At 40.2% G+C, this 12,518-nt stretch carries 9 protein-coding genes; 2 read left to right on the top strand and 7 right to left on the bottom strand.

Annotated elements, in window-relative coordinates; genetic code table 11:
• Positions 1-11: 11 nt before the first annotated feature.
• From B7696_RS03295 to B7696_RS03275, 5 genes are read right to left on the bottom strand one after another with little or no spacing between them, the layout of a single operon-like run.
• Positions 12-416, bottom strand: coding sequence for a PTS sugar transporter subunit IIA (locus B7696_RS03295; protein WP_000240985.1), 405 nt, complete (start codon positions 414-416; stop codon positions 12-14).
• A 3-nt stretch (positions 417-419) separates the two neighbouring features.
• The gene (locus tag B7696_RS03290) at positions 420-1,241 is read right to left on the bottom strand and encodes a PTS system mannose/fructose/sorbose family transporter subunit IID (protein WP_070842459.1); all 822 of its coding nucleotides are present in this window, start codon (positions 1,239-1,241) and stop codon (positions 420-422) included.
• Complete coding sequence (locus B7696_RS03285; protein ID WP_084862120.1) at positions 1,228-2,133, bottom strand: PTS mannose/fructose/sorbose/N-acetylgalactosamine transporter subunit IIC; 906 nt, start codon at positions 2,131-2,133, stop codon at positions 1,228-1,230. The genes B7696_RS03290 and B7696_RS03285 overlap by 14 nt, the downstream gene beginning before the upstream one ends.
• A gap of 26 nt (positions 2,134-2,159) precedes the next feature.
• Entirely contained in the window at positions 2,160-2,636 is a 477-nt protein-coding gene (locus B7696_RS03280) for a PTS sugar transporter subunit IIB (RefSeq protein WP_020903315.1), read from the bottom strand.
• The gene (locus B7696_RS03275) at positions 2,633-4,420 is read right to left on the bottom strand and encodes a glycoside hydrolase family 35 protein (protein ID WP_020903314.1); all 1,788 of its coding nucleotides are present in this window, start codon (positions 4,418-4,420) and stop codon (positions 2,633-2,635) included. The genes B7696_RS03280 and B7696_RS03275 overlap by 4 nt, the downstream gene beginning before the upstream one ends.
• Positions 4,421-4,738: 318 nt before the next feature.
• Here B7696_RS03275 and B7696_RS03270 point away from each other — a divergent pair, with 318 nt between their 5' ends.
• The gene (locus B7696_RS03270) at positions 4,739-5,455 is read left to right on the top strand and encodes a GntR family transcriptional regulator (RefSeq protein WP_001007193.1); all 717 of its coding nucleotides are present in this window, start codon (positions 4,739-4,741) and stop codon (positions 5,453-5,455) included.
• Between the two features lie 315 nt (positions 5,456-5,770).
• A complete protein-coding gene (gene strH, locus B7696_RS03265) occupies positions 5,771-9,967 on the top strand; it encodes an LPXTG-anchored beta-N-acetylhexosaminidase StrH (RefSeq protein ID WP_084862118.1) in 4,197 nt (1,398 codons plus the stop codon).
• A 54-nt stretch (positions 9,968-10,021) separates the two neighbouring features.
• Here strH and purB read toward each other — a convergent pair whose 3' ends face one another.
• Positions 10,022-11,320, bottom strand: coding sequence for an adenylosuccinate lyase (gene purB, locus B7696_RS03260; RefSeq protein WP_084862116.1), 1,299 nt, complete (start codon positions 11,318-11,320; stop codon positions 10,022-10,024).
• 15 nt (positions 11,321-11,335) lie between these two features.
• Positions 11,336-12,514 (bottom strand): hypothetical protein, encoded by a 1,179-nt coding sequence (locus tag B7696_RS03255; protein WP_192856277.1) that lies wholly within the window; start codon positions 12,512-12,514, stop codon positions 11,336-11,338.
• Positions 12,515-12,518 lie beyond the last annotated feature (4 nt).

Here is a 12,518-nt window from a genome sequence, read left to right as displayed (position 1 = left end):
TTCGAAGAGTATTATTCATCTTCGTCATCATCGAAGCCAGCTAACAGGTCATTAACTTTAACGATGCTTTCTGCAGCACGGTTCTTATAGTCCGCATCTGCGCCTGTAAGGCTCGCATTGATAAATTCAATCACCATTGGAAGATTCATCCCTGCGTAAAGTTCGATGTCACGACCTTCCATAATCAAACGGCTGACCACGTTACATGGTGTTCCACCGAGAAGATCCGCAAAGACTAGGAAATCATCCAAACCTTCAATAGCAGCTTCAAATTTCGCAGTAAATTCTTCTGGACCATCTTCTGGAAGAAGAGCCACTGCATGAATATTGTCTTGTGGACCCATGATCATTTCAGTGCTACCTTTAAGTTCTTCACAGAAGCGACCATGACTCACCAAAATTAATGATTTAACCATAAATTATGCGCCCATTCCAAGCAAGAATTTACCGATGAATGAAAGACCTAATGCAAGAGCAATGATGATACCAATTGCTTTTGTAGAGTTCATACCTTTCTTACCAAGCAACCAGAAGATAAAGGCAGTAAAGATTGCTGGAAGCAAGCGTGGGAAGATTGAGTTCAAGATGTCTTGGAAGTCAATCATCTTTTCACCGATTGGCAATTTATAAGAAACTTCAAAGTTGATCATTGTTGCTACAAGAGCACCCATCATGAAGACACCAAGTACAGATGCAGCGTCAATCAAAGCTGTCAAAGTACTTTGCATGTTGTTGATAAGGTTAACCCCTTCTTTGTAGGCAAATTCCAACTGTTTCCAACGGAAGATGTCATACGCTACTGCAACTGCGATCCAAAGGAAGATACCCCATGGTTGGCCAGCGATAGCCATAGTTGCTGCGATAGATCCCATGATAGCAGGTACAAGTGAACCGAAGATTGTATCTCCAAGAGGAGCGAATGGTCCCATCAAACCTGTCTTGATACCGTTAACGGCATCTTTTGAACCTACTCCATCTTTTTCTTCCATGGCAAGGTCAAAACCAGCGATAATAGTGTGGAAGAATGGTGAAGTATTGAAGAATTGAGTATGAACTTTCATCATTTCTTTCAATTCAGGAGTTCCATCCCCATACATTTTACGCAATTGAGGCAAGATCATGTAAAGGTAACCAGAAGCTTGCATACGTTCGTAGTTCCAGCCTAATTGGAAAGTAAACAAGCTACGTTTGTTGATTTGATTAAAATCTTCTTTTGTAAGTTTGTAATTAGAATTCGTCATCTTCGATTTCCCCACTTTCTGATGGTGTAGAAGGTGCTGCTACAGCTACTTTTTGGCTATTTTTGAAGTGAAGCACTGCAAGGAAGATACCTACGATAGAGATACCAATCATAGACAAACCTTTGAAGTTGTTCACGAAACCAATTTTTTCAGCAACATCTTTAGGTAGAGTACCGATAACACCTGCAACTGCTCCACCAAGACTTTGTACGTTTGAGTAAAGAACAGTCAACATAGCTGTCAAACCAAATCCCATAGCAAGGTAGTGAAGGTTACGTTTAACTGGAAGGTAACGAAGCAAGATAGCGAATCCAAGACCTGGAAGCATACGACCTGCAAGAGTCAAACCGTCTGCAACCCATTGGTATTCTTTAACAAGGTTTACAACACCTTGTACGAATTCTCCACCGAAAGCAAGGGCGAAGAATACTGGAAGGGCACGAGATAGAGCCCAAGGAAGCGCACCAAGAAGATAGTTACGTTCGATTCCTTTGTAGTCAAAGCGTTCAATCGCAGCGTCAATACGGTGAGCGAAGAATGTTGTAGTCATACGACCAAGTACGTCGAAGTAAGTCAAAAGTGCTGCTACTGGTACAGCGATTGTAGTGATCGCAAGGTCTGTTTCGATTCCTTGTGAAACTGAGAAAGCAGTCGCAAGAACCGCACCAGAAGTTGCGTCAATACGAGAAGCACCACCGAAGGTACCTACCCCAAGTACGAACAACTGCAAGCTACCACCGATAAACAAACCAGTTGTCAAATCTCCCATGACTAAACCAGTAATGAAACCAGCGAATACAGGGGAACCTGCAGAAGAAACGATCGTCAACTCATCACAGATTTGATAAGCTGAGTACAAAGTGAGAAGTAAAATTTGCCACCATTGTATCATAACAATGACCTCCTAAAAATTTTTTCCTATTTTAATAAGCTCAAAAAGTCTGAAATTGGATCATTTGGAACCATTTGAGCAGTAAGTTTAACACCTTTTTCTGCCAATTTGTGGAAGTCTTCCACATCCTTGTCCACTACGTTGATAGAACGTGTGATGGCGCGAGTTTCTGGTGTTTGAGACATATTCCCAACATTAAGGGTTTCAATTGGTACACCTGCTTCTACCAAACCAAGGAAGCGGTCTGGTTTACGAGCCACGATAAAGAGACGTTGGCTATCGTATTTTCCAGCAAGAATATTGGCTGCCGCTTTCTCAATTGGCAAAATACTCAACTTCACACCTGGTGGTGTTGCAAGTTTCAAACCACTCTTTTCAACGTCGTTGTTGACAACTTCGTCATCTACAACCATGATACGTGAAACATTTAGTTTTCCAGCCCATAGATTGGCTACTTGTCCGTGGATCAAACGTCCATCGATACGGCATCCTACAATTGTCATAAGTTTTCCCCCTTTATATGTTTTAGTGTAGGTTTTCGAGTTAAATGAATCTCTTCTTTATATTCACCCTCTGTCTCAAAGATAATAATGCGGTTTGCACCTTCCTTGAGGTAGCTATGAGGGATATAAAGCGAGAGGGTCGGGCCGACGTTCCAAAAACGTCCTAGATTCTGCCCATTGACAAAGGCAACTCCCTTACCAAACTCAGACAAGTCTAGGTAAGTATCTTTTGGCGCTTCGATTGTAAAATCATAAGCATAAAAGGCTGGTTGTCCTTCTGTCCATCCTTTTGAAAAATCAATTTTCTCAGGATTGTCTAGTGGGAGTGGATAGTGTTTCCAGTTTAGTAAGAAGTGCAAATCCTTACAAACCCCTGTCCGAATTCCCTTACGTTGCGTATCCGCTAAGAACTTGTGTCCATAGTTGACACGTCCCATATTTTCTACCAAGATATCTAACCTAGATAGCGCTTTCTTTTTACCTTGATAAAAAATATCTTCCCCAATTTCTGTCTGATATTGGGTTTCGACCCACTGACCATCGACATAAAGCTGAGCTCTATCTCGACCGTCAATGATACGAAGTCTTTCTTCTTCTGCATCCCAGTTTGTTTCTGTTCGATAGAGTAGATAGCCATAGCTTTGTCCCAACTCCTCCATCTTTTTAGGATAGAGGCTTTCTACTGGACTTGACAAGCTATCCAAAGTTTCAAACAAGGAAACTTTTTCAACTAGTGGAATAGCATCCAACTCCATACTCTCTTTGTAGAGTGGTTCCAACTGCGGATACTCTGGAAAATGTGTTGCCATCATCTTCTTGACTGCCAGATATTTGGCAGTTGGATTTCCTTCTTCATCCAGAAGGGCATCGTAATCATAAGATGTAACTTGTGGCAAATCCAAGGTTCCTCGAGCCGAGCAACCATTCATGAAGCCAAAGTTTGTACCACCATGGAACATGTAAAGATTGATGGAACCTTGTTCCAAAACCTCTCGAACTGCATCTGCCAATTCTTTGGGATCCCGTGTGATAATCGGTTCTTTCCAACGATTGAACCAGCCGTCCCAGAACTCCATACACATGAGTGGCCATTTCTTACCATGCTCATCAAAGAATTCCTGCATCTGTGAAAAGTTATAAGGTGCCTTAGAACCAAAGTTCCCTGTCACAAAGAGGTCATCTTCGATTAAGGTTCCAGCTTTCAGAGTAGCTCTCCATGGACCATCTGATGTAAAGAGAGGACAGGTTACGCAACGCTCTTCCATCAACTGTCGAATTGCTCTCAGATAAGCCTTATCTTCTCCATAAGAACCATACTCATTTTCAACCTGCATCATGATGATATTGCCACCCTTGTCCAACAAATGTGGCACCAATCGTGACAAGAGCTGGTCATAGTAGCGACCGATAGCTTCAATATAAGCAGGATCTGAGGAACGAAGTCTCATATTCTTTGTTAAGAGCCAGGCTGGTAAGCCACCGAATTCCCACTCCGCACAGATGAAGGGTGACGGACGAACGATAGCGTAGAGACCCAAATCTTGTGCTGTCTGAAGAAATCGCTCCAAATCCAGAGCTCCTTCAAAGTGAAACTCACCCTCACGAGGCTCGTGTAAATTCCAGGCCACATAAGTCTCTACTGTATTAAAACCAAGAGCCTTCAAGTTATAGAGCGAATGATACCAATCTTCTGGAGGAACCCTAAAATAATGAATGGCGCCAGATAAAATCTTAAATGATTTTCCATCGAGATAAAAATCATCCCGTATCTCAAATCGTGTCATATTCTTACCTTCTGACAATAAAGTTTACGCTTTCATTTGTTGATATAGTAAATATATCTCAATATCTTACATTTGTCAATAGGTTTTCACAATTTTTTTCATTTTTCACTAAATTTTACACAAAAAACTTATAAAAATCTTGTAATCTATAGTCATAACAACATTTTAGCACCATGTATAAAAATGTAGGTTTTTCTATTTATTCCTATGTAAATTAACCTTATAGCCTATTATTCTAATTTTTTTATTCAAAAGGCTACTATTCTTTCCAGTTTTATGGTAAAATCTTTAACGGAGAAGGAAAATCGAGGTGAAAATATGGCAATTCCAAAGTATCAATATATTAAAGATGAGTTAAAGAACAAAATCATTTCTGGTCAATTTGCCAGTGGAGATAAATTCTACACTGAAGCTGAATTGATTGCAATGTATGATGTTAGTTCTATCACAGTTGTTCGCGCTTTAAACGACCTTGCCAAGGATGGCTATATTGTCCGTCAACAAGGAAAGGGTACATTCGTTTCACGCGCACGCAAACACAAACTCGTAGAGTTTTCAGATGTAGAAGTTTTTGAAACTAAAGATGATAAAGTTACCGTCCTTTCTATTGAGCGTGGAAATAAACTAAGCTACTTAGAAAAACTTGGACTACGCGGAGATCAGTTCTACTACAAGATTGAACGCGTTCGCGAAACAGGTGGTGTTGTGTACATCTACCATACATCTTACATCCCAGAACAATACATCAACGCAAATTATCCAAATCTTGAATATTATAGCTCTATCTATAACCGTTTCAAATTGGATTACCACATTCACATGAATGATGAACATTTTGAAGAAATCAATGAAATAGCATTTCCAACTCCAGAACATGCGGCTTCAATCCTCGGAGTCGATGAACAATTCCCAACCGTTTTACAAACCAAGACTACTAAACTAGAGTCTACTGGTCAAGTTCTCGCATATAGCGAAACATATAAACGAGCGGATTACTACAAAATCAAATTCATTTCATGTGACCGTGATCACTAAGAAGAAAGCCTGAGCCTAAGCGCTTGGGCTTTTTCTATGTTTATTATACCACACCAAAAAGGTAGCGCTTACCTATTTTTGGAAGATTCTATAATTTGTGGAGTATTTTATAGAAATAGAACCAAAAAATTATACTAGATATATATATGTATCTTTCCGACCAATCTGAAATCTTAAGTTTAAATTTTATATTTTTTTATACTTATTATAGTTTTTCGTCATCTCCTCTTGACTCTCGTTAATATAAGAAATAAAATAAAGGTGTTGATTTATGTAAACGCTATCAATATAACAATGCAATCAGGAGGTTTTGCAATGAAACATGAAAAACAACAGCGTTTTTCTATTCGTAAATACGCTGTAGGAGCAGCTTCTGTTCTAATTGGATTCGCCTTCCAAGCACAGACTGTTACAGCCGATGGAGTTACTCCTACTACAGAAAACCAACCGACCATCCATACGGTTTCTGATTCCCCTCAATCATCCGAAAATCGGACTGAGGAAACACCTAAAGCAGAGCTTCAACCAGAAGCTCCAAAAACTGTAGAAACAGAAACTCCAGCTGCTGATAAGGTAGCTAGTCTTCCAAAAACAGAAGAAAAACCACAAGAGGAAGTTAGTTCAACTCCTAGTGATAAAGCAGAAGTGGTAACGCCAACTTCTGCTGAAAAAGAAACTGCTAATAAAAAGGCAGAAGAAACTAGCCCTAAGAAAGAGGCTGATTCTAAAGAGTCAAATACAGACAAGACTGACAAGGATAAACCAGCTGAAAAAGATGAAGCGAAAGCAGAGGCTGACAAACCGGCAACAGAGGCAGGAAAGGAACGTGCTGCAACTGTAAATGAAAAACTAGCGAAAAAGAAAATTGTTTCTATTGATGCTGGACGTAAATATTTCTCACCAGAACAACTCAAGGAAATCATTGACAAAGCGAAACATTATGGCTACACTGATTTACACCTATTAGTCGGAAATGATGGACTCCGCTTCATGTTGGACGATATGAGCATCACAGCTAACGGCAAGACCTATGCCAGTGATGATGTCAAGCGTGCCATTGAAAAAGGTACAAATGATTATTACAACGATCCAAACGGCAATCACTTAACAGAAAGTCAAATGACAGATCTGATTAACTATGCCAAAGATAAAGGCATCGGTCTCATTCCGACAGTAAATAGTCCTGGTCACATGGATGCGATTCTCAATGCCATGAAAGAATTGGGAATCCAAAACCCTAACTTTAACTATTTTGGGAAGGAATCAGCCCGTACTGTCGATCTTGACAACGAACAAGCGGTCGCTTTTACAAAAGCCCTTATTGACAAGTATGCTGCTTATTTCGCGAAAAAGACTGAAATCTTCAACATCGGACTGGATGAATATGCCAATGACGCAACAAACGCTAAAGGTTGGAGCGTTCTTCAAGCTGATAAATACTATCCAAACGAAGGCTATCCTGTAAAAGGCTATGAAAAATTTATTGCCTACGCCAATGACCTAGCTCGTATTGTAAAATCTCACGGTCTCAAACCAATGGCCTTCAATGATGGTATTTACTACAATAGTGATACTAGCTTCGGAACTTTTGACAAAGATATCATCGTTTCAATGTGGACTGGTGGTTGGGGAGGTTACGACGTTGCTTCTTCTAAACTTCTAGTAGAAAAAGGTCACCAAATCCTAAATACTAACGATGCTTGGTACTATGTTCTTGGGCGAAATGCAGATGGCCAAGGTTGGTACAATCTCGATCAGGGGCTCAATGGTATTAAAAACACACCAATCACTTCTGTACCAAAAACAGAAGGAGCTGATATCCCAATCATCGGTGGTATGGTAGCTGCTTGGGCTGACACTCCATCTGCACGTTATTCACCATCACGCCTCTTCAAACTCATGCGTCAATTCGCAAATTCTAACGCTGAATACTTCGCAGCTGATTATGAGTCTGCAGAAAAAGCACTTAACGAGGTACCAAAAGACCTTAACCGTTATACTGCAGAAAGCGTCGCAGCGGTTAACGAAGCAGCAAAAGCCATCCGTTCACTTGATAGCAACCTCAGCCGTGCCCAACAAGACACAATTGACCAAGCAATTGCAAAACTTCAAGAAGCAGTTAGCAATTTGACCTTCACACCAGAAGCTCAAAAAGAAGAAGATGCTAAACGTGAGGTTGAAAAACTTGCTAAAAACAAGGTAATCTCCATCGATGCTGGACGCAAATACTTTACTCTTGACCAACTCAAACGCATCGTAGATAAGGCCAGTGAGCTGGGATATTCTGATGTCCATCTCCTTCTAGGAAATGACGGACTTCGCTTCCTACTCGATGATATGACCATCACTGCCAACGGAAAAACCTATGCAAGTGATGATGTCAAAAATGCCATCATCCAAGGAACAAAAGCTTACTACGATGATCCAAACGGGACTGCACTTACACAGGCAGAAGTGACAGAACTAATTGAATACGCTAAATCTAAGGGCATCGGTCTCATCCCAGCTATTAACAGTCCAGGTCACATGGATGCTATGCTGGTTGCCATGGAAAAATTGGGTATTAAAAATCCTCAAGCCAACTTTGACAAGGTCTCCAAAACAACCATGGACCTTGAAAACGAAGAGGCCATGAACTTTGTCAAAGCACTTATTGGCAAGTACATGGACTTCTTTGCAGGCAAGACTAAGATCTTTAACTATGGTACAGACGAATATGCCAATGATGCCACCAACGCGCAAGGCTGGTATTATCTAAAATACTACAATCTCTATGGCAAGTTTGCTGAGTACTCTAACACCCTTGCTGCCATGGCCAAAGAAAGAGGTCTTCAACCAATGGCCTTCAACGATGGCTTCTACTATGAAGACAAGGACGATGTTCAGTTTGATAAGGATGTCATCATCTCTTACTGGTCTAAAGGATGGTGGGGTTACAACCTTGCAACTCCTCAGTACCTGGCAAGTAAAGGATACAAACTCCTCAACACCAATGGAGACTGGTATTATGTTCTAGGCAATCATAAACCAGACGAAGCTTATCCACTATCAAAAGCTGTTGAAAATTCTGGTAAAGTTCCATTCAATCAACTTGCTTCTACTAAGTATCCCGAAGTAGACCTTCCAACAGTCGGCAGTATGCTTGCTATCTGGGCAGACAAACCAAGCGCAGAGTACAAGGAAGAAGAAATCTTTGAACTCATGACTGCCTTTGCAGACCACAACAAAGACTACTTCCGTGCTAATTATAATGCTCTCCGCGAAGAATTAGCTAAAACTCCTACAAACTTAGAAGGATATAGTAAAGAAAGTCTTGAGGCCCTTGACGCAGCTAAAACAGCTCTAAATTACAACCTCAACCGTAATAAACAAGCTGAGCTTGACACACTTGTAGCCAACCTAAAAGCCGCTCGCTTAGGTCTTAAACCAGCTGCAACTCATTCAGGAAGCCTGGATGAAAATGAAGTGGCTGCCAATGTTGAAACCAGTCCAGAACTCATCACAAGAACTGAAGAAATTCCATTTGAAGTTATCAAGAAAGAAAATCCTAACCTCCCAGCTGGTCAGGAAAATATTATTACAGCAGGAGTCAAAGGTGAACGAACTCATTACATCTCTGTACTCACTGAAAATGGAAAAACAACAGAAACAGTCCTTGATAGCCAGGTAACCAAAGAAGTTGTAAACCAAGTGGTTGAAGTCGGCGCTCCTGTAACTCACAAGGGTGATGAAAGTGGTCTTGCACCAACTACTGAGGTAAAACCTAGACTGGATATCCAAGAAGAAGAAATTCCATTTACCACAGTAACTCGTGAAAATCCACTCTTACTCAAAGGAAAAACACAAGTCATTACTAAGGGCGTCAATGGACATCGTAGCAACTTCTACTCTGTGAGCACTGTTGATGGCAAGGAAGTGAAAACACTTGTAGATAGTCTTGTAACCAAAGAAGCAGTTACTCAAATTGTTGAGGTCGGAACTATGGTAACACATGTAGGTGATGAACATGATCTTGCTCCAGTTGCAGAAACAAAACCTAGACTAGATATCCAAGAAGAAGAAATTCCATTTACCACAGTGACTCGTGAAAATCCACTCTTGCTCAAAGGAAAAACACAAGTCATTACTAAAGGTGTCAACGGTCGCCGTACAAACTTCTACTCTGTGAGCACTTCTGCCGATGGTAAAGAAGTGAAAACTCTTGTAAATAGTGTCGTAGCGCAGGAAGCTGTTACACAAATAGTCGAAGTCGGAACTATGGTAACACATGTAGGCGATGAAAACGGACAAGCCGCTATTGCTGAAGAAAAACCAAAACTAGAAATCCCAAGCCAACCAGCTCCAGCAACTGCTCCTGCTGAGGAAAATAAAGCTCTTCCTCAAGGTCCAGCTCCTGTGGCAACAGAGAAAAAACTTCCTGAAACAGGAAGTCACGATTCTGCAGGACTAGTAGTCGCAGGACTCATGGCCACACTAGCAGTCTATGGACTCACTAAAAGAAAAGAAGACTAAGTCTTTTCGATAAATAATAAACAGCGAGATTGAGCCTCGCTGTTTATTTTTTAATTAATCACCCAGTCCTAGACGTTCAAAGATATCATCCACTCGTTTGGTGTAGTAAAGAGGATTAAAGATTTCGTCGATTTCTTCTTGTGTGAGACGTGATGTCACTTCTGAATCTGCTTCAAGAAGCGGTTTAAAGTCTACTTGGTTGTCCCAAGAGTAGGCTGTTTTTGGTTGCACCAAGTCATAGGCTTGCTCACGGGTCATGCCTTTTTCAATCAAGGTCAACATAGCGCGTTGGCTGAAAATCAAACCAAATGTCGAGTTCATGTTGCGGATCATGTTTTCTGGGAAGACTGTCAAGTTTTTGACGATATTTCCAAAACGGTTGAGCATGTAGTCAATCAAGATGGTCGTATCTGGTGTGATGATGCGCTCAGCTGATGAGTGGGAAATGTCGCGTTCGTGCCAGAGAGCCACGTTCTCATAGGCTGTAATCATGTGACCACGGATGACACGCGCAAGACCTGTCATGTTCTCAGAACTGATAGGATTGCGCTTGTGAGGCATTGCTGAAGACCCTTTTTGCCCTTTAGCAAAGAATTCTTCTACTTCGCGTTGTTCAGACTTTTGCAAACCGCGAATCTCAGTCGCCATGCGCTCAATAGAAGTCGCGATGCTGGCAAGAACTGCAAAGTACTCAGCGTGAAGGTCACGAGGAAGAACCTGTGTTGAGATTTCTTGAGCACGGATACCAAGCTTGTCGCAGACGTATTGTTCTACAAATGGTGGAATGTTAGCAAAGTTCCCAACCGCACCAGAAATCTTACCAGCTTCCACTCCAGCAGCCGCATGCTCGAAACGCTCGATATTGCGCTTCATTTCGCTGTACCAAGTTGCCAATTTAAGACCAAAGGTTGTAGGCTCAGCGTGCACGCCGTGGGTACGCCCCATCATGATGGTGAACTTATGCTCCTTAGCCTTATCAGCGATGATGTTGGTGAAGTTTTCAAGGTCACGACGGATGATATCGTTTGCCTGCTTGTAAAGATACCCGTAGGCCGTGTCCACCACGTCGGTAGAAGTCAAACCATAGTGGACCCACTTGCGCTCTTCACCAAGAGTCTCAGAAACCGCACGTGTGAAGGCCACCACATCGTGGCGAGTCTCCTGCTCGATTTCCAAAATGCGGTCGATGTCAAAGTCTGCCTTCTCGCGAATCAAAGCCACATCTTCCTTAGGGATTTCCCCCAACTCAGCCCATGCTTCATCAGCCAAGATTTCCACCTCAAGCCAAGCACGGTATTTATTTTCTTCACTCCAAATGTTCGCCATCTCAGGGCGAGAGTAACGGTTGATCATGTTGTTTCTCCTATATTAAATCATTTTTTTAAATATCAAACTAAAAGTTTCAATAAATTTAGCACTCCATATCTCCCACCATTTACTATCTTGATTTTTATCGCATTTTTCTTCTTCACTGATAATTTTAGACCTCAAAATTTCATTATCCATTATCCTATTTTCGTATTCTTCACCACCGTAAAAAATACAGTCTCTTAGCTCTGAATATTGGACTTCCGGAGATGATTTAATATTATTATATAAGTCTTTAGCCTTTGATTTCCCTAATTTGATTTTTGAAGTAATTATAATCGTTCCAAGAGAATAAGCTGTAAGTAAAAGAAATCTTATAACTGAAAGTTCAGAAGTTAAGGAATGAATTTCAAAAGAAATATACATCTCCCTAAATCTTTTTATTAATTCAATAGCATCAGGATTCTCTTTAAAAAATGAGATAACCTCTGTAGATAAATTTAACTTCATTAGCGTTTCAAGTGTAATTGATTCATTTGAAATTTGTCCATTAATTTCATTTATTATATAATATTGAAAAAAATATTCAAGAAGAAGCGGAACAAGTAAAGTAGTCAACACTCCAAATAGCCATGTCATGTTTGTTATTTTTCTTAAAGAATGCAATGGTAATAATATTGCAAAAACACTATATGCTATGAAAACCAAAATTATGTAAACTACAATAGATTTTATATCTGAAAATGACTTTACATAATCTAAAGTAAATAAAAGCATTGCTAAAGGAATAAGATAATAATATAATCCTGTTAAATAATTTTTAGCTGCAATAATTATGCCAGCCAATGCTATAATCATTGCTCCGATTGCTACTATAGCAATTAATCCTTTAAATGCCACTAGATTAAGTGAATTTAACACAGAAATAACTACAAGAATTACCATAAAACCTATATTTGTTAAATAATAAACTGCAGCACCTAATTCCCGCCTTTTCTTTAAATCCGTTTTATATCCTTTTTCAGTAATAAAAAAATACTTTCTTCTCCGAATTTCCTTTAACAAACCCCATTTTAATTGCACCCAGTTGACCATTTTCTTTTTCCAAAAAAATAGTAAGCCAACAAAAATACATACCGCTACTAATTTAACTAAGTAGCTAGGATGTATAAATAGCGTAATTCCAAGATATCCTAGCATGATAGATATGAGTTTTTGCAATTCTAGTTGCTTTTTCATAATC

Source organism: Streptococcus mitis (assembly GCF_002096815.1).
Taxonomy (GTDB): Bacteria; Bacillota; Bacilli; order Lactobacillales; family Streptococcaceae; genus Streptococcus; species Streptococcus mitis_AD.
The sequence above is the reverse complement of the archived record's forward strand: the minus strand, read 5'-3'. Positions and strand labels throughout refer to the sequence as shown.